13 protein-coding genes and 1 pseudogene are annotated in these 19,175 nt (G+C 66.4%); 8 read left to right on the top strand and 6 right to left on the bottom strand.

Annotation, left to right across the window (positions count from 1 at the left end; all coding sequences use genetic code 11):
* Positions 1 to 179: 179 nt before the first annotated feature.
* Positions 180 to 1,961: a reverse transcriptase/maturase family protein gene (locus tag AS97_RS35745; protein WP_185929671.1), complete on the top strand. Its 1,782-nt coding sequence runs from the start codon at positions 180 to 182 to the stop codon at positions 1,959 to 1,961.
* Positions 1,962 to 2,069: 108 nt separating this feature from the next.
* Positions 2,070 to 2,243, top strand: a pseudogene (locus AS97_RS35750) (IS5/IS1182 family transposase); the annotation flags it as partial.
* A 512-nt stretch (positions 2,244 to 2,755) separates the two neighbouring features.
* On the opposite strand, the gene AS97_RS35755 reads toward AS97_RS35750, so the two are convergent.
* Together AS97_RS35755 and AS97_RS35760 are read right to left on the bottom strand one after the other, a co-directional pair.
* A complete protein-coding gene (locus AS97_RS35755) occupies positions 2,756 to 4,066 on the bottom strand; it encodes a diaminopimelate decarboxylase (protein ID WP_210566354.1) in 1,311 nt (436 codons plus the stop codon).
* A gap of 161 nt (positions 4,067 to 4,227) precedes the next feature.
* A complete protein-coding gene (locus tag AS97_RS35760; protein ID WP_079059379.1) occupies positions 4,228 to 4,971 on the bottom strand; it encodes a gamma-glutamyl-gamma-aminobutyrate hydrolase family protein in 744 nt (247 codons plus the stop codon).
* A gap of 393 nt (positions 4,972 to 5,364) precedes the next feature.
* Here AS97_RS35760 and AS97_RS35765 point away from each other — a divergent pair, with 393 nt between their 5' ends.
* The 5 genes from AS97_RS35765 (at position 5,365) to AS97_RS35785 (ending at position 12,606) form a co-directional block, all read left to right on the top strand.
* Complete coding sequence (locus AS97_RS35765) at positions 5,365 to 6,999, top strand: helix-turn-helix domain-containing protein (RefSeq protein ID WP_210566355.1); 1,635 nt, start codon at positions 5,365 to 5,367, stop codon at positions 6,997 to 6,999.
* Between the two features lie 156 nt (positions 7,000 to 7,155).
* A complete protein-coding gene (locus tag AS97_RS35770; protein ID WP_247204594.1) occupies positions 7,156 to 8,748 on the top strand; it encodes an amidohydrolase family protein in 1,593 nt (530 codons plus the stop codon).
* 233 nt (positions 8,749 to 8,981) lie between these two features.
* Positions 8,982 to 10,253: an MFS transporter gene (locus AS97_RS35775; RefSeq protein ID WP_059144247.1), complete on the top strand. Its 1,272-nt coding sequence runs from the start codon at positions 8,982 to 8,984 to the stop codon at positions 10,251 to 10,253.
* A 328-nt stretch (positions 10,254 to 10,581) separates the two neighbouring features.
* Positions 10,582 to 11,265, top strand: coding sequence for a helix-turn-helix domain-containing protein (locus tag AS97_RS35780; RefSeq protein ID WP_247204595.1), 684 nt, complete (start codon positions 10,582 to 10,584; stop codon positions 11,263 to 11,265).
* A gap of 99 nt (positions 11,266 to 11,364) precedes the next feature.
* Positions 11,365 to 12,606, top strand: coding sequence for a PP2C family protein-serine/threonine phosphatase (locus AS97_RS35785; protein ID WP_210566356.1), 1,242 nt, complete (start codon positions 11,365 to 11,367; stop codon positions 12,604 to 12,606).
* A 248-nt stretch (positions 12,607 to 12,854) separates the two neighbouring features.
* On the opposite strand, the gene AS97_RS35790 is transcribed toward AS97_RS35785, so the two are convergent.
* From AS97_RS35790 to AS97_RS35805, 4 genes are all read right to left on the bottom strand, one after another.
* A complete protein-coding gene (locus AS97_RS35790) occupies positions 12,855 to 13,385 on the bottom strand; it encodes a hypothetical protein (protein ID WP_059144249.1) in 531 nt (176 codons plus the stop codon).
* A gap of 155 nt (positions 13,386 to 13,540) precedes the next feature.
* Positions 13,541 to 15,586, bottom strand: a complete 2,046-nt coding sequence (locus tag AS97_RS35795) for a hypothetical protein (RefSeq protein WP_210566357.1) — start codon at positions 15,584 to 15,586, stop codon at positions 13,541 to 13,543.
* Entirely contained in the window at positions 15,583 to 16,776 is a 1,194-nt protein-coding gene (locus AS97_RS35800; RefSeq protein ID WP_210566358.1) for a 5'-methylthioadenosine/S-adenosylhomocysteine nucleosidase, read from the bottom strand. The genes AS97_RS35795 and AS97_RS35800 overlap by 4 nt, the downstream gene beginning before the upstream one ends.
* 6 nt (positions 16,777 to 16,782) lie before the next feature.
* On the bottom strand, positions 16,783 to 17,541 hold the full coding sequence (locus AS97_RS35805) for an NUDIX hydrolase (protein ID WP_210566359.1): 759 nt from the start codon (positions 17,539 to 17,541) through the stop codon (positions 16,783 to 16,785).
* A gap of 908 nt (positions 17,542 to 18,449) precedes the next feature.
* On the opposite strand from AS97_RS35805, the gene AS97_RS35810 reads away from it, so the two are divergent.
* Positions 18,450 to 19,145: an FCD domain-containing protein gene (locus tag AS97_RS35810; RefSeq protein ID WP_197049089.1), complete on the top strand. Its 696-nt coding sequence runs from the start codon at positions 18,450 to 18,452 to the stop codon at positions 19,143 to 19,145.
* The last annotated feature ends 30 nt before the right edge of the window (positions 19,146 to 19,175 follow it).

Raw genomic sequence — 19,175 nt, forward strand, 5'->3', positions numbered from 1 at the left:
CGCTAGAACGTGCAGACAGGGACGAACGTGGGATCGCCTACGGGATGCGAGTCCTATGGCGACGGAGGCCCCGTAGTAGTCGCCGGAGTAACGACCGGCCAGGGAGGACGGGAAAGCCGTCCGCATCGGGCGAAGGGGGCCAGGTGATTCGGACACCACAGAGTCGGGAGGTATGCGAAATGCAGAACGCCGAAACGGTGCTGGGTGTCCTGCGTGAACGCGGCAGGTGTGGCCTGCCGTGCAATGAACTGTATCGGCAACTGTTCAACCCGCAGTTGTATCTGCTGGCCTACGGGCGGATCTACGCCAACCATGGTGCGATGACGCCGGGGGTCACGTCGGAAACCGTGGACGGCATGTCACAGCGGAAGATCGACCGGATCATCGAGGCGATGCGTCACGAGCGCTACCGTTTCCATCCGGTCCGGCGTGTCCATATCCCGAAGAAGAACGGGAAGACGCGTCCGCTGGGGCTGCCGACCTGGTCGGACAAGCTCGTCGGTGAAGTGATTCGCCTGTTATTGGAGGCGTATTACGAGCCGATGTTCTCCGACCGCTCCCATGGATTCCGTCCCCGCCGTGGCTGCCATACCGCTCTGCGGGAGGTGGACCACACCTGGACTGGGACGTCCTGGTTCATCGAAGGGGACATCGCCGACTGCTTCGGCAGCCTGGACCATCAGGTGCTGCTGTCGATCCTCGGCGAGAAGATCCATGACCAGCGGTTTCTGAGGCTGGTGCGCAACATGCTGACAGCCGGATACCTGGAGGACTGGAAGTGGGGTGCCACGCTCTCCGGAGCGCCGCAAGGCGGAGTGGCCTCCCCAGTCCTGTCCAACATCTACCTGCACAAGCTGGACGAGTTTGTCGAGACAGTTCTGATTCCGGAGTACACCCGAGGGAAGCGCCGGGCCCGAAACCCGGCCTATCTGGAGGTGCAGAATCTGCTGGCGAAAGCCCGCCGGCGCGGCGACCGGGTCCAGGCCCGTGCGTTACGTCAGCGGATGGTCAGTCTGCCGAGCGCGGATCCCAACGATCCGGCATACCGCAGACTGCGCTACATACGCTATGCGGACGATCATCTCCTTGGTTTCACCGGACCAAAAGCCGAAGCCGAGCAGATCAAACAGCGCCTGGCCCAGTTCCTGCGTGACAAACTCAAACTGGAACTGTCCCAGGAAAAGACGCTGATCACTCATGCCCGCACCGGGGCAGCGAGGTTCCTCGGTTACGAAATCACGACCCAGCACAACGACACGAAGAAGACCGGCCGTTACCGACGGGTCAACGGCCAGATCGCTCTCCGTGTCCCACAGGACGTGGTCAAAGCCAAGTGCGCCCCCTATCTCGCCCGCGGAAACCCCGCGAAGAGGACGGCCCTGATCAACAGCAGCGATCACGCGATCGTGGCGACCTTCGGGACCGTTTACCGGGGCGTTGTCCAGTACTACCTGCTCGCCGGAGATGTCTTCCGGCTGCACCGGCTGCAATGGGTCATGGAAACCTCCATGCTCAAGACCCTAGCGGCCAAGCACCGTTCGTCGGTGTCGAAGATGGCAGCAAAGCACAAGGCCAGAATCGACACACCCAACGGGCCCCGAGTCTGTTTCGAGGCCCGTATCGAGCGGAATAACAGGAAACCACTGGTGGCACGGTTCGGTGGGATTCCCCTCCAGCGGCAGCGAGCGGCGGAACTCGCCGACCGCGAGCCGGTCCGGGTGGACTATCCACAAAAGGAACTCATCGCGAGACTCCTGGCGGACACCTGCGAGATCTGCGGAAGCAAGGGCAACGTGCAAGTGCACCACGTCCGTGCTCTCGCCGACCTCGCACATGCCGGATGGCAGCCACTCGACTGGGCGCGCGTCATGCTCCACCGGCGCCGCAAAACGGTCGTGGCCTGCGACGTTTGCCACGACCGCATCCACTCAGAACAGCCAGCCAGATCACTCACGCCGTAATCACTGGAGAGCCGGATGACTGGGAAACCGTCATGTCCGGTTCGGCGGGAGGCCGCGCGGAACAGGACTCGCCCACGGCGAGCACCTCGCCGCGCGGCCGACCCAACCGGCTGGCTGATGCTCCACCGCTGCCTGGTCCGCGACTACGAAACCCTTCCCGCCCGCTCCGAAGCCATGATCCACCTCGCCATGACCGACCACATGGCCCGCCGCCTCACCGGCGAGAACACCACCTCCTGGCGCGACCCCGCAAAGACCCGCCAACCTCAGATTCCGGGATGAAACAACGGGAGAAAACGACCTCTGAGCGTCCCGGAGATCCGTCACCTGCTCACCGCCGTCTTCATCCCACCGGCCGTGACTGCCGCCAGACTGCTGCACTGGTCCACCTGGCGCAGACGCCACCAGGCCACAGCCCGACGCAGCCACTACCAACGGCGGTCCGCCGACGAACCCGCTGGACAGATCACGAAACCGCACTGGAGTACTAGCCGTTCGGCCGCCCAGGGCGGTCACCCCTGAACCGTCGTCGGGAGAGACGCTGCCGATGCCGGAACCCCAGCCGCGCCGACGGCCTGACGGGGCCGGCACAGCCCAGTCACGCGGTACGTTGAACGCCGCGGCTGCCCTGCGAAAAGCTTTGAGGCTCCACCCCCGGGTACCCCGGGCACAGGGGGCGAGAGCCCGCTCCGGTCTCACGATCGCGCAGTGGGGGAGCCCACTCGCGTCCGAGACGATCTGACGGCGCGGCGGCAAGCCCTCGATACCGCCGGCCCTCGCTTCCACCCCGTCCTTCACAACTGCTGCGCACCGGTTCGGTCAAGAAGCTCCTGGATGCTCTCTGCGCGTCGGACGAGATCGAACTTCAGGTTGCCGTCTGGATCGGTGCGCACGGCGTACACAGCCGGGTCGGGAAGGCTGTTGTAATGGAAAGGAGTGGAAAAGTAGTAGGCGCCCGTATCAAGGAGCGTCACAATGTCTCCGGGTTCGAGAGCGGGAAGCAACCGGGCCTGGGCCACAACATCGCCAGCGAAGCAACACGGTCCCGCAATGTCCTGGGGTGCTGTCGCTCCCTCTTTGAGGTGCCCGGACGGGTTGTGTGCGGTGATCCGGATCGGCCAGGAGTCAGGCATGAAGACTGTCCTTGCGGCGACCTGGGCTCCGGCGTGAGTGATGGCTATGCGACGCCCGCCCGAGGTCTTGGTGTATTCGACATACGCGGCGGTGAATCCGTTCTTGGCAAGCAGGGACCGCCCGAATTCGGTGACGATCTGGTATGCCCCGCTGAACAGCGCAGGGGCGTAGGCACGCAGGCATTCCACGTACTCGTCAAAATTCGGAGCGGTAGCGTCGCTGGTGAAGTTGACGGGCAGTCCGCCGCCTATGTCGATGCCGACGACTTGACGCCGCCCCAGGGATGCGTTGATCTCCTCAGCCAGGGCCACAGTTTTCGCAATACCCTCGGCCATCAGCTCCAGTGGACATCCTTGCGATCCTACGTGGGCGTGGAGCCAGGTAAGCCATGGGCGGTCCTGGAATTCCTGTACGATCCGCCGCCTGTTTCCGTCGTCTTCCAAGGCGATTCCGAACTTGGAGGTCAGGGTGGCGGTGCTCATCGCGGCGATGTCCCCGCTACCGACCTGCGGATTGATCCGTACTCCGATGGGTGAGTCGCTGGCCCGGCCGGCAAGGATGCTGTCCATGCGCTCGAGCTCTTGGAAGTTGTCTGCGTTGACAGCGACGCCCAATTCGAGAGCTTGAGCCAGTTCGGCGCGCGTCTTTGACGGAGAGTCGTAGACGATCCGTTCAGGGGCGAAGCCGGCGGCAAGCGCCTGGGCGAGCTCACCGGGGCTCGCCACTTCGCAGCCCATGCCGTTGCGGGAGAACGCTTCCAGTACGGGAACGAGGCAGTTCGCCTTCGCGGCGACGGTGTGCAGGACGTTCAGGGAGGCCGGGAAGGCGCCGTGGAGGTCCGTGATGCTGGCGAGGACGCCGTCCAGGTCGATGAAGCCGGCGAGCACGGCGTGGTCGGGCTCGAGGAGTCGTTGCTGTACTGCGCTTCGCAGAATGAGCTCGCGCCGCTTCGCCGGCTGTGTTCTGGTCATTGTCCATTCCTGGGGTGGTAGGTGTGAGAGAGGCGGGTGTGGCTGGCGGCAGTCCTTGATGGCAACCGAGTGCGTGGCGTGGTTCCGGTTGCGTCGCATCGGCAACCCGCTTTCTCTCATTGGAGGGTGGCCGAGGCCGCGGAAAGCACGGACTGCGGGCGTCAGGCCGTTCTGCGGCGTTCGCTTGCGAACTCGGAGCAGGCTGAGACGAAGCCGTCGAAAAGGCTGCTGTGTGCCTCGTGGTTGAGGAGTTCTTCCGGGTGATATTGCACGCCGATCATCCATCGTGCTGGGTCCAGGGCCTCGACGGCTTCGGCGAGCCCGTCTTCCGATTGGGCCACCACTCGGAGTGCCGGCGCCGACCTGGAAATCGCCTGGTGGTGCAGGCTGTTCACGCGCAGCAGTTGTGTGCCCGACAGTTTGGCCAGGCGCGAGTCGTCGGCCAGGCGCACCTCGTGTACCTCCGTGGACAACGGCAGGTCGGGGCGGTAATGGTTGATCGTCCCTGGGTCCAGGTGCTGTATCAGGCTGCCGCCCAGGGCGACATTGAGAATCTGGCTTCCCCGGCAGACGCCGAGGATGGGCATACCCATGCTCACGGCACAGGTGATCGCATTCAGTTCCAGGGCATCAAGCTCTTCGTCGATGGTGGTCTCCGGGTGCACCTCTTCGCCGAATGGCCGCGGATGCGGATCGACTCCGCCGGGGAGAAACAGACCGTCGACCTGTTCCATCACCTGGCGGGTGCACGGGCCGCCGACGCCCGGCGGGACGGCGATCGGTGTCGCACCTGCTTTCACCAGTGCCCGCACATAGCTTCTGGGCAGTCGCAGGGTGGCTGGCCGTTCGGGCAGGTCGTGTCCCAGGGTGACGGCGATCAGTGGGCGACGGACAGCAGAAGACATGGTGGCCTTTCATTCGTATGTGAAGGGGTGACGCGGAGCCGCGCATGTCTGAAGCTCGGCGGACGGTGCGGACGGGCTTCGGTGCCCGGCACGTGGCACGGGCGTCGAGCGGACGCGGCACAGCGCCTTACGAGGCCGAGGGACGCCGGTATCGCGCCCGTTGGCCTATCGCCGGCGCACCGTCCCGGGGCCCCGACTCCGGCTTGGGTGGGCGCACACACGACAGCGGTGACGTGCCGCCTGCAGCTTTTCGTCGCCGGTCTGTTCCTGCATGTCCACGTTCACGTCCATGCTCCGTAGCCTGCCGGACCATGTCTTCCGATCTTTTGTCGGGCAGTTCAAAGTTCGCCTCGGCCGTTGGGCCCTGGGGACAAAGTGCAGTACTTTTCGGACATGGAGAACACCCTGACCCTGGAGCGCTTGATAGCGGACATCGGTCAGCCGCTGCTGCGCCTCGCTGTCGATCCCCATGAAGCGGCAGAGCCTCTGACCGGGGTGCTGATCCACGATCCGTCCGACACGGTGGGCTTGGAGGCGGGCTGTCTGGTGCTCTGTGTGGGGCTGGCGTCCGGAAGTGAGCTTGTCAGCCTCGGACGAGAAGCCCGGCGTGCTGGCGTGTGCGGGCTGGCGGTGAAGTCGCCCCTGCCACCTGAGGCGGTCGACTGCCCGGTGCCGGTCGTGGAGGTGAACCGGCACGCTTCCTGGATGCACGTCGCAACGATCACCCGTCAGCGGATCCAGGACTACGCGCGGGCACAGTGGGAACCTGCCGGGGCCACCAGTGATCTTTTCGCAATCGCCAACACGGTGAGCATGGTGATCCACGCCCCGGTCACCATCGAGGACGCTACCTCTGCCGTCCTTGCCTGGTCAGCGGGGCAGGAGAAGGCCGACGAGTCCCGGGTGGAAACAATCCTGGGTCGAGCGGTGCGACCGTGGCGGGTGCGCAAGCTAGCGGACAGCGGCGTCTTCCAGCGGCTCAATGCTTCCACGGCGCCGGTGTATGTCGAACCGTATGAGCCGACGATGCTGCCGCGGGTCGCTGTCGCGGTGCGCGCGGGTTCCGAGGTGCTGGGCTATGTCTGGGCGGTGACCAGTGGGCCCCTGCCCAAGGAGCACGCCCGCTGGCTGGAGCTGTTCACATCGGTTGTCGCCCTGCACCTGGCCAACATGCGCGCGGACAGCTCCCCCTGGGCCCGCCAGCAGCGCCGCGAACTCGCCGCTGCCATGCTCGCGGGCGGCGCGGCCGGGGCCGGCGCAGCACGCGAGGCGGGGCTGGAGAAGGGTCCGTTCTGTGTGCTCGCTGTGGGCCTGCGGCCGCGGAGGACCGCCTCGCCCACAGCGGGTGAAACTGCCTCCCCCGAGGATGCCGCTGCTGCCGCGAACCTGCGCAGGCTCGAGGAGGTACTGACCCTCTATCTCACTGCGGTGCACCCCTCGGCCCTGGCAGTACGGGGCAACGGGGCTGTGTACGTGCTGACCGCCTGGCCCAAGCTCGGCGCGGAAGAAGCCCTGGCGGCGGCCCGGTCCCTGGCGGAGGACTTCCTCGCCCGCTCCCCTGCCGGCCCCGGTCCGGGCTACCTGGCGGCCGTCGCCTGGCCCGCTGCCGCTCCAGGGGACATCCCTGTCGTGCGGCTTCAGGCCGATGCGGTGCTGCGGGCGCTGGGCCAGGCGGAGCCCCCGCGCTCCGTGGCCACCGTAGAGGACATGGCGCTGCCTGTGATGCTCCAGCACCTCGGTGACATCGCACAGTCACTTGATCTTCCGCGGGTTACCGGTCCGCTGCGCCGCCTCGCCGACCATGACGGCCCCAACGGCATCCTCACCAGGACTCTCTCCACCTTTCTGGCCGTGGGGTCGGTGGCCGACGACGCGGCCCTGCGCCTGCGCGTGCACGTCAACACACTGCGCTACCGGCTGCGGCGGATCCGTGAGGTGTCGGGGCTGGATTTCGAGGACGCCGACCAGATGCTCCTGGCTCAGCTGCAGCTGCGGCTGAACGAGGTGGTCTCACAGCCTTTGGTGTGAGCGACAATCGCGACGCGTCCTTTTCGTTGCATGGCAAAAGACACCTTCCCCGGGGGCCCTCAGACTTAGCCACACCTCACGTGACCTGCGAATGACACGTTGCTGTCAGCGGCTGTTCACGTACTTCCATCCGCGCGCACCATGGAGGTGCCAAACATGCAGGCCAGAGACGTGCTGATCAGGGGAGGGACGGTCGCCGACGGAACGGGCGCTGAGCCGGTCCCCGCAGACGTGCTGATACGCGGTGGCCGGATCACAGCTGTCAACGCTCCCGGGAGGATCTCCGTTGATCACGTTCCCGTACTGGACGCGTCCGGGCTCGTGGTGGCACCTGGCTTCATCGACGTTCACTCTCACGCCGACAACGCCCCCTTGCTCGCCGAGGACGACACCAGCAAGATCCTTCAAGGCATCACCACAGAGGTGACCGGCAACTGCGGCTTCTCACTGGCCCCCGTTCGACCCCCTTCCGCTCAGGATTTCGCGTCCTTCACCCGGCGCATCTACCCGCAGATGGACTTCACCTGGTCTGACTGGGAAGAGTTCACCGCCGTCACGGACGCCCGTGGTTACGTCACCAACATGGCCCCGCTCGTCGGCCACGGCACCCTGCGCATCGCCGTCCTCGGCACGGCCGCCATCACCCCGGATGCCGCGCAGATGCGGACGATGTGCCGGGAGCTGGAGCGGGCGCTCGAAGGCGGAGCATTCGGGATGTCCACGGGACTGATCTATCCACCGGCTGTCTTCAGCGAGAGCGACGAGCTGGTGCAACTGGCCCGGTGCCTTGGTCCCGACCGCCCCTACGCCAGCCACATGCGCGGTGAGGGTTCCCTTCTGTTCTCCTCGATCGACGAGACGCTCGGCATCGGTGAGCAGAGCGGCTGCCGTGTGCACATCTCGCACCTGAAGGCCATGGGCCGCCCGCAGTGGGGCCGCATGCCCGAGGCACTCGGGCGTATCCACCACGCCGCCGACCGGGGGGTACGGGTGACCAAGGACATCTACCCCTACGCGGCGAGTTCGACGATGCTCACCGCGCTGCTGCCACCGCCTTTCCTCGCCGACGGCAACGAAGGTGTCCTGGCTCGGCTCGAATCCGCCGCAGAGCGCGAGCGGCTGGCCACCCTCATGACGTCAGGGGTGCCCGGCTGGGAGAGCAACGCAGAGGCGGTCGGCTGGGACGGGATCATGATTGCCCACTCCCGGAGTCATCGGTACGACGGCCGCACTCTCGGGGAGATCGCCCGTGCTGAGGGGTGCAGCCCGCTGGATACCTACGTGCGTATCCTGCGGGAGGAACGCCTTGAGGCCACCATGGTGCTGTTCTCCATGGATGAGGACGACGTTCGTACGGCCTTCGCGGACCGCGACACGATGGTGGGCACCGATGGCCTGCCTCCCGGCACCGGGGGCAAGCCGCACCCTCGGATGTTCGGAACTTTCCCCCGGATCCTCGGCGAGTACGTGCGCGAGCACCACGTGCTTCCACTCGGCGAGGCGATCCGCCGGATGACCTCGCTGCCCTGCACAGTGTTCGGCATCCCTGAACGCGGGCTGATCCGTGCCGGCTACATCGCCGACCTTGTCGCCTTCGACGCCGGCTCCGTCAACCATGAAACCAACTACCGTGACCCGGTGCGCCACCCGAGCGGCATCTCCTGGGTCATGCAGCAGGGACACATGACCGTGGCGGGCAACTCCTACCTCGGTCCGCGGCGTGGACGCCGCCTCACCCCCGCAGCCTGACCTGACCCGGGACGCGCTTCCCGGGGCGGGCCGGCCACCGCTGCAACCGGAATACACCAGAAACCCGCATCACGGCCCCCGGCGCCGACAGGCGGTCGGCACACGGCACGCGTACCACTCCGGCACCGCCGTTCCCGGGGGCCAGGACGCCTGTTTCCGCGCCGGCCGGGGCCCTCAGAAGCGCCAGTGAGCCGCTTCGGTAAATTCACCGCAAGCCATATGGAGAAACGGCCATGTCCGCATCCCCCGCAGTCGCCGCCAGACCATCCCTGAATGCCAAGCGCATCACCACCGTCTCTGTCACGATCCTGTTCGTCGCCTGGATCGTCAATTACGTCGACAGGCTCGCGATCACTACCGCTCTGCCCAGCCTGGCCAAAGAATTCGACCTTGACCACACGCAGCAGGGCCTGATCCTCACGGTCTTCTTCGCCGTATACGCCCTCTTCCAGCTGCCTGGCGGGCTCATGGCAGACCGGATCGGGGCAAAGAAAACCATGATCACTGCGATGGTCGCCTGGTCCCTCTTCACCGGACTGACTGGGCTGGTGTCCTCTTTCGGCATGCTTCTGATAGTGCGGGCACTGTTCGGAGTCACTGAGGGGTTGTACCCCGGAGCCTCTATGAAGGCAGTCGCTGAACGCACCCAACCGCACAACCGGATGACCGCAAACGGAATCGTCACCAGTGCCAATACGCTTGGAGCCGCGCTCGCCCCGCTCATCGCCGCTCCAGTGATCACCGCCGTCGGCTGGAGGCACACCTTCTTCGCCGTGGCCGGAGCCGGGTTCCTCATGGCCGTGGTCATCTGGTGGGCACTGCCCGCCCCACTCCCCGAGCCGACTGTCGCGGAAGGCGACGGTGAGCGTGTCCTGGCGACATCTGCCCCCACGGACGTCAGCACGGCGCAGCTTCTGCGCAGCGGAGCGCTGTGGCGCTTCACCCTCCTGTTCGGTGGCTTCGACCTGGTGGTCTGGGGGCTGCTCTCCTGGGTGCCCAGCTACCTGCAGACGGAACGCGGAGTATCCATCACGGCTTCCGGAGCTCTCGCCTCGATTCCGAACTTCTGCGCGACCATCAGCATGATCGCTGGAGGCGTCCTCTTCGACCGCTACTTCTATGGACGACACCGGCTGCTGATTATTCCGTCCTGCGCGGTCGGCGGCGTGCTGCTGCTGTTCATGGCATACGCGACGTCCGCGACCATGTTCATCGTCTATCAGTCGCTCGCCATGTTCGTCCTCTTCCTGAGTTTCATGCCGATCTTCGGACTGCCGTTGCGGATCCTGCCCCGTAACGTCGTCGGCCGCGCCAGCGCACTCATCAACATGGGCGGCCAGCTCGCCGGTGCTGTCGCACCGTTCATCATGGGCCTGCTGGCGGACCACGTTTCCTTCGCCGCGGCCTTCGCCTTCCTCATCTTCGGCACCGTCGTCGCCATCGCAGCCGTACTCTGGGCACCCCAGCGGCCCGAAGAGCTGCGGACCGACTTCGCGCACACCTGACCCGAGAGCCTCACCTTCCCGCACGGCAGCTCGTGCATCAGCCCCCAGCAGACTTCGCGGACAACGTGACGAAAGGCGCTGGGGGCTGAACAGCGCTGGTCGGCACACTCTGCCGGCGGGGTGGTGCGCGGAGGCGTTGCTCGACGAGCCGGACCGCCGTGCCGATCGGGCCAACGGCCGGGCTGCTCTCCATCGGCTGGGTACGGACGGTCCGGATCGCGGCACAGAACCATCCGGCCGGCGCCGCATGGCCGTACCCGCGGTTACTGAGGTTTTCGGCTTGGTGTCGGGTAGTGACGGTTGGTGATCCCTGCGATGTGCCGGTTGTATGCGGTACGCGCAGGGAGGGGGCCTGAGCGCTGAAGGTCGGGTCTTTCGTGAGGGGATACGGCTGGCGGCCGGCGAGCGGTTCGTGCAGGGTGAGAAGACCGCGGTGATCGCGAAGGATTTACGGGTGAGCGTGCGGTCGGTGGAGCGGTGGCGTCGCGCCTGGCGTGAGGGCGGGTTGCAGGCGCTCGAGTCCGGGGACCCGGCACACCGGCCGAAGCTGACCGGTGAACGGTTCGCCGTGCTGGAGGAGCTACTGGCTCAGGGCCCTGCCGTGCATGGCTGGGCTGACCAGAGATGGACCCTGGCCCGGGTGAAAACTCTGATCGGCAGACGCTTCCATCTGACTGTGTCGGTGGCAGGGATATGGCGCCTGCTGCGGGCAGATCCTTCACGCTGCCGTCGACGGCCCGTTTCACCCATGGCTGTCCGCCCAAGTTGGTCTCGGGGTAGATGCACACGGAGCCGTCGGGGCAGTCGATCCCTGCCGGCCTTGGGGCCGCCGGCGCGGCAGCGGGAGCCGCGGCGGTCAGGAGGGGCCCGGTCAGCGCGGCGGCCGCAGGCCGCGGGAGAGATGGTTCACGCCCACATTGAAAGACCACCGCTCCTCTCGGGCGGGCGCCGGTGGGCGAAACCACACGATCGGGGAACGGTACTTACTCCTGGAAGAGCAGGGATGCAATGAACCGCAGTCGAGCCCTCATGCGTCGACGCCGGGTCACCTGACGTGGCCACCGTTGGCGTAATCGACCGGCTGTGCCGGTGGCTGGGGCACCCTGCGGCTATGGCTGAAGGTGAGTGCGGGCCCGGCAGGGAGATGGTGGACCGGTCGGAGGGATTCGGCGAGCGCCTGCTGGGGGTGCTGCTGGACCGGGCCCACGAGATGCCGCCGCAGCTGATCGCTCCGCTGATCGCGGAAGAGGTGGCCAAAGTCGGTGGCCGTGACGTCTCCATCCTCCTGCAGGACTACGCGCAGCTGGTGCTCGCTCCGCTGCCGGGCCGCCGACTGATGGTCGCCGGAGCCGAGCTGATCAACGACTCCCACGCCGGAGAAGCCTTCCTGACGGCGGCTCCCGTCGAGGTAGCGCTCGAGGGCAGCGTCCGGATGTACCTGCCGTTGCTGGACGGCAGCGACCAGGTCGGGGTGCTGGCCCTCACCCTGGACACCGTCGATGACGACGACCGGCGGCTCCTGCGCAGGCTGGCCAGCCTGATCGCCGACATCCTGGTCACCAAGCACACCTACACCGACCAGTTCTTCCAGGCCCGCCGCCGCGAACCGATGAGCGTGGCCGCCGAGATCCAGTGGTCCCTGCTCCCCCCACTGGCCATGTCCATTCCGCAGGTCACGGTGGCCGGGATCCTCGAACCCGCCTACCGCATCGCCGGCGACAGCTTCGACTACGCCCTCAACGAAAACATCCTGCACGTAGCCATGATCGACGCAATGGGCCACGACCTCGGAGCCGCCGCGATGGCCACCATCGCCATCGGCGCCTACCGCCACGCCAGACGCGCCGACGTCGATTTGACCGAGATCTACGCGTTCATGGACCGGGCGATCGCCGGGCAGTTCGGTCCTGATCGCTTCGTCACCGCGCAGATGATGCGCCTGGACACCACAACGGGCCGCCTGCAATGGGTCAACGCCGGGCACCCGGCACCACTGCTGATCCGCGACAGCCGGGTGCTTCACCCTCTGGAGGGCCCGACCACCCTGCCGGTCGGCTTCGGCGGCGAGCAGCCCCGGATGAGCGAGCACCAGCTCCAACGCGGCGACCGGCTGCTGTGCTACACCGACGGCGTCATTGAGGAGCACGTAGCCGGACAGGAACCGTTCGGCGAGGAACAGCTCATCCGCTGCGTCGACCGCATGATGAACCAGGCCAGCGGGGTACGCGCCGAGGTGCGCTGGCTCTCCAAGAGACTGCTGGAGGAGCGGGGCGGGCTCACCAGCGACGACGCGACCCTGTTCCTGATCGAATGGCGCGGGGGCGATGCCGACCACCTCGCCGTTCCGCTGTAGCCGGCTGCGGGTATTGGCACACGCGCGGCGAGCTTTTGATCGCGAGGCGCTACCGCTTGCCGGCCCCGGCGGTAGCGGCCCCGCAGGGCTGACTCCTCCGCGGAGCACCGTACTGGTCGGGGTGGACGGCCTGGACGCCGGTCTCTTCGTGACGGACGGGAAAGGGAGCAACAGCGGTTCACTCAGCGTCTCTATCTGACACGGGGCGGTTCAGAAAGAATTTTCAGTCCGTAGCGTCGGGCAGCATCTCACCTCTCGGCGTATTGCAGGAACAGCACACCCAGGACGATGAGTCCGGCGGCTTCCAGGATTGAGACCGCGACCAGAAGGGCGCTGTCCGTGCTGTGGCACCAGAAGGTGATGAGTGCGGCAAAGGGAGTGACCAGGAAGGCCACCAGATCGACGACTGTCTGTGTGGTCTTGCGCGAGACCCGTCTGTCGTCGCTGCGATGGTAGGTCTCCCAGCCGAACAGCGGTTCCTCCACGTTTGCGGCCTCTGCGAGCCGGGACGCGAGCTCGGTGCGGACGTAGCGCCCGATGGCTGAGATCTTTTCGTCGTTGACCAGGTGCGTCCATCCGAGCACAAGACACACGACCGGAAGGGCCAGGATCAGCTGCGGGTAGTCCGTCTGCGCGGCGACGGCCGCGACCGCGGTCACGGCCGCGAGCGTCACGTACAGCAGATTGTCCCGAAAGCCGATACGTGCACGCTGCTCGTCCTTGATCTGTGCGTACTCGGCAAGGAGTAGGGCGCTGGTGCTCCGTTCTCTGTCCGTCATGACTGGCTGTCACCCTCGTTTCGCGACACCGTGGCAGGGGGGGGTGGCTCGGTGGTACCCGTACTCGGTCCGTGGTGCCTGGAGGACCTTCAGGGAGCTGCCGTGCTCTCGGCAGCTCCCTGGCCGGCTGGCCTCCGGATCCGGTCCGGGAGGACTCAGTCGGTGCTGTCCGCGGACGGTGGACTGTCGGCGTTGTTCCGCTCGATCCATGCCTTCCCGTCGGCGGCGATGCCCTCCAGGAGACGGAACGTATGGGCGAAGCCCGCCGCGTCGAGGTTGATCTGCGAGAGGTCCCGGGCGTTCTCGTACGGTTCGAGCTGGTGGCTGTCGGCGTCCTTGATCCGGATGGTTCTGGCCGGGCCGTTGGAGAGGAGCAGCGCCATCTCGTAGCCGATGCGGTCGTCCTCGGTGACCTGCACGGAGGAGAAGGCGTTGAAGCGGTAGTTGGTGCGTTGTTCGCCCGGGCGAGTGGCGCGGGCGAAGTCGACTTCGGTGCTGATCTCGCGGATACCGTTCCGTGTGGCCAGGAACAGCCGGAGGGTGTATCGGGAGTAGCGCCAGGGGCCGCCTCGGCGCCGTGCTCGTCTGTAGGGGCGTGCCGGTGTCGTCAGGATCGTGTGGGCGATGATGTCGTACCAGGTGAGCTGGTGGTGACGGAGCACATCGGCGGTGAACAGGATCTTGTCGTGGCTGAGCCACGCCTCCATCTCGGCGTCGGAGGGCCGGATGGCTTCCAGGTGCTCCTGCCAGCGCTGGAACTCCTCCTCACGCGCGTACATCCGCAGGTGGTACTCCTGCGTCTCCTCGGCGAACCGCTGTTCCTCGCTGCGTATGTCCAGCCACACCGACGCTGCCCGGCGCCCGCTCCCGATGGCGCCGAAGAACACGGCGAAGGTGAGGAAGCCGTGGAACGCACTCGCCGAACCTGTCGCGGCGGTGACGGTGGCGGCCAGGGACGTGAGGCCCAAGAGGGCGAGGGCGAGCACGCAGGCGAGTTTCGTCGTCACCGGAGTCCGGTACTGCTGCCGGTGGGCGAACAGCGTGCCGTTGTCATGGCGGTCCTTGGTGTCCCGGGCCAGGTAGCGGATCAGCCAGTTGACCCGGTCGACGCTGATTCTGCTCTCCCGGTAGAGGAACGCGACCTCGGCGGCCAGAACGGCGCGGATGCCAGTGGTGTAGGCGAGCCACTCGGGCCGGTCGCACCCGTGCGGCACGTACGTGCCGAAGTAGTGCTCGAAGGACTCGCGGACGCGGCTGGTGAACCCGTCCGCCGCGGGGGCTCCGCCGCCCGCGGACGCGGGGGAGGGGGCGGCCGGGGAGCGGGCCGGATCCGGTACCGGCTCCTGGTTCGACGCTTGGCCCAGCTCCTGCTCCTTGGCCTGCAACCGATGCGTGTTGTGCCACCATCGCCGGCCGAACCGGGCGGCGAGGAATCCGGTGCCGAGCGCGATCAGCAGCTCGACGATCGCGGTCAGCGGCTCCGCGATCACTGCCGAGATCCCGAGGAATCCCGCGGCGATGACGAACAGGCCGGTCCAGGCCGCCAGGCGAGGACGGTAACGGGAAGCGGTGCTCTCCTCGGGAGGCCGGGTTCGTGCCCCGATGGGATCGGGCTCGAAGTAGTACCGGACCCGCCGGGAACGGTCACCATGGAACTGCCCGGCCTTGGCGAGCTCGCAGATCTCGGCCCACAGGGTGGCTTTTGTCCGGCTGGTGAGCACGAGGTCGAGGTGGTGGACGATAGGGTCACGCTGGGGCGGTGCCAGATCCCTCAGCCGCTTCAGCACGGCGGCGGTCTCACTGTCAGCTTTGCCGGGCAGAGCCAGTAGATCGAAGATGACCTGCAGACCGGGCTTCCAGTCCTTGTCCTCGGCGTAGCCCTGCATGACGTCCCGCGTCCGGTCCAGCTGACGGCGCTCCTCGGCAGTGAGGTCGTGGTGGGCGCGTTTGCTGAGCATGGCGAGCGCCCAGTGGAAGCGGATCTGCGGGCCGTCGTGGTTGTGGGTGATCGCGTCCCAGATCAGTTCCCGCGCCCGGCCGGGTAAGCCTTCTTCCAGACAACGGACCCCGACCTCGTACTTCTTCTGGGGCGAAGCGTCCGGCGGGACGATGTTGATGGTGGAGTCGCGTACCACCGAGGCCTGGACGGCGACGAAGGAATCGTGCGCCTCGTTGTGCGTGGAGGGAAAGCCCTCGCTCATGCCGGGTCACCCGCCGCCGCGATCAGGGCCTCGAGACCGGCGGTCAGTTCCGGGTGGTCGGCGAGCAGGCCGCGTAATTTCCTGAGCGCCATAACTGCTTTCTTCGGAGGCGCCGGGGCGTTCGCGGCGCACTCCTCCGCTGCGCGCCTCGCGATGCTCAGTTCGGTCTGTGCCTCGTGGTGAATGTCTGCGTCGAGGGTCCCGTCGGCGTGGTGTCGTGTCAGGTCTTCACGGAAGCGGTCCAGCGCCGCGACCAGTTCCGTCGGGGTGGACGTCTTCGGAGTTGCCCCGCCGACGTGGACGGTGCTGCCGGTGACCTCTCCGGCCATGATTCCCACCGTGCTGGAAAAGGCCGTGTTGACGACGCTTCCGCCGCCCCTGCCAGTTCTGTCCTTCTGGGCCATGACGATCTGCTCCTCTTCCTCGGCTTTCTCTGCCAGCTCTGCTTCCTTGATCAGTTCCGCAGCCAGCCGTACCGCGAAAGCCGCCGCGTTCGCCGCGGCGCGCGGTTGCCGATCGCGGTCCTCCGCGCCGTTCTTCGTGCCATCCGCCCGGTCACTGATGCCGCGGATGACGCCGACCGACAGGCCACTGAGATGGCCGGCCTGTGCCACGCCTGCGGCTTCCATGTCGATCGCGAACGCGTCGTTGTAGTGCTGCCGGAGCCATGCGGCCTCGGCGGAGTTCCGCGAGTTCTGCAGGACCTCACCGGCGGCTATCGGGCCGAAGTGCACCCGCGGCACTTCCCCGTTCTCCGGTGCGTGGCCGGCCCGGTCCGTCATCCGGGCCAGATGCTGGCCGAGCTGGATGATGGGATGCGCCGCCTCCCACACCCGGGGCCGCGCCTTGAGCCCGTCGTCCTCGCTGGTGGCGCCGTGGTAGGCGTACACATAGGTGGCCATCACCACGTCGCCCAGCGCGATCGAGCTCCGCATGCGCCCGGCGACACCGACGAACAGCACGGCTGCCGGAGAGAAGTGCTCGATCGCGCGCTCCGCCAGTACCGCGGCCGAATGGTTCCCCTTGCTCGTCAGGCCGAGTGCCACACGGCACGAGGTGCCCGGCACGGTCCCGACCTCGAACCGCGTGCCGCTCTTGTGTACGGTCACCTGCGGATCGGCCAGTTTCCGGTGCACGGCCTCGTATTCGAGATTGAGGGCGGTGAGAATCACCACCAGGTCATTTGGCATGTCTCCTCATTCCTTCGCGTGTTCCTCTGTTTGTTCTTCCGCCCGCTGTTCCGGCGGTGCCGGCACGGGCCGGACCAGCGGAGGCGAGAGCACCGTGGTCGGTCCCGCGCGGAACAGGCGTGCGGGGCGCCCCACCGTGGTCCTGCGTCCCGTCCCGGCCGGAACGATGAACCCGTCCACGGCCTGGATTTTTCGGTAGAAATTCCGGGTGTCGAGCGTGACGCCCCACACCGCCTCGTACACCTGCCGCAACTCGGCGATGGTGAAAAGGTCTCCACAGAACGCCGTGGCCAGTGCGGAGAACTCGAGTTTCGTACGGGCGCGTTCAATTCCGTCCGTCACTATCCGATCGTGATCGAAAGCGAGCTTCACCTGTCCGGAAAGGACCGTGTCCGTCGGAATCCATGAGGCATTCGCGGCATCCGTTCCCGCGACCGGCTCAGGAAGGCGGGGTGCGATCGCCAGATGCGCAACCGAGACGACCCGCCCACGCGGATCACGCCCTGGATCCCCATAGGTGGCCAACTGCTCCAGATGAAACTGCCGGGCATCAACAGCGGTCTCCTCGCCCAGCTCGCGGCGAGCGGCCTCCGGGATCGCCTCACCGGCATGGTTGAGGAAGCCGCCGGGCAGCGCCTGCATGCCGGCGAAGGGTTCCTTGCCCCGCTCCACGAGCAGGACACACAGCCGTCCCTCACGCAACGTCAGGATTACAAGGTCAACTGTGAGCAGAACGGATGGCGGCGCCCAGGAATCATCACGCATGGTGCCGACCGTATCGGATTGCTGTCACATTGACAATAAGTGTCCTCGATCCGCGCTCTGCGGCAGATCACCTCCACGACCTGGACGAGCAGGAACCGGGCGAGTGGTGTAACCCCCTGTTGGCGGGCGTCGGTTAGGACTGCTGAGTCTCCCGGGAAGGAACATCATCAAATAAAACGCACATTTGAAGATGTTCGCGGATGAAACGGCAAGGCTGGTGTTTGGCCGGGACCTGGTGGGCGATCTGTCGGTCCGAGCGAAGGCCGACGGGCTTCAACTGGCGTGAGAGGGTGGGCTCCTGGCCCAGCTCACGAACGCAATCGTCGAGGGCGCTCTCATCCGGACCGGGGGCACATGAGTGCCTCCGCCCAACCTGGAGTTTGGGCTCCAGTCGTCGGTCACGAAGAGTGAAGCTCCAGCTGAGCCACGATTGGCGTGAGCCGTGGGGTGTTGGTCCAGATGCCCCTCGGACGCAACCACTGGCGATACGGCGATGAAGGTCTCGACCTTACGGTCGTGGTCCTTGTTGTGTGTTCGTAGCCGATGGCGATGCCCAGAGCTTCGTAGCGCTGGCCTCTCTTGCTGGCGTCGGCCCCAGCCGCTGGCAGGCCCGGCGAAGAACTCTGCCGGTGGGCCGGACCGGCGCCAGGCAGCCAGGCGCACAACCCGTCGAAAAGCTTGCCAGTAGCCCAGCCGGTGATCCCGAGGCGCCGAGGATGAGCAGAACCATTGCCACGCGTGCTACGACTCGTTTCGGCTGACGCGGATCGGAACACAGTGGTCGCCGACAGCCAAGGCCACGGCACCGTCGCCTGCGACAAGGAGAAGGCGCACGTGGTTGCGGCTGGGGTGATACATCGCGTTCTGGTATGTGACCACGACCACGACATGCTCATACAATGCAAACCATGGTGGATGTGGCGCTCTCAGGGATGACGCGGGCTGAGGCGGTTGGCCAGCATGTCCGGCGCCTGATCGCTGAGCGTGGTTTGCGGCCCGGTGAGCTGATCGGCACCAAGACCAATATCCGTGAGTCGGTCGGTGTGGCCAAGGCGACGATGAATGAGGCCGTCCGGTTGCTTGAGTCGCAGGGCGTTGTGGTCGCCCGGCCGGGCCCTGGTGGCGGGTTGTTCGTTGCCCAGCACGATCCGGTGGTCAAGCTCGGCCAGAGTTTGCTGACGGTGGGCGGGGCGCCCGTCTCGGTCGCGGACGCGGTCGTCGTCCGCGAACTGCTCGAGCCCCGGATCATCGTGGATGCCGCCAAGCACCGGACCCAGGACGACATTGCCCTGATCACCACCCAATCAGCGGCATTGACCGACGTGGTCGACGACCCGAACGCGTTCGTACACGCGGTCTGGGAACTGCACAGGACCTTTGCGCGTATAAGCCCGAATCGGATCCTGCGCGAGACCTACCTCTCGATGTTGAGGTTCATCGATGCCGAGACGGTGAGGATCAGCTCGGTCGAGGAGGAAGCCGGCCATCGCCGGTATAAGCAAGGGCGCTTGCGGCTGCACCAGGACATCGCGGAGGCCGTCGTAGCGGGTGACGTGAGCGCAGCCGCCGACCTCGCCCGCCAGCACTCCCTGACGGAGGAATAGCGCAGCCGACGCCCCACCTCACGCCGGCTC

This window comes from Streptomyces sp. AgN23, assembly GCF_001598115.1.
Classification (GTDB): domain Bacteria; phylum Actinomycetota; class Actinomycetes; order Streptomycetales; family Streptomycetaceae; genus Streptomyces; species Streptomyces antimycoticus.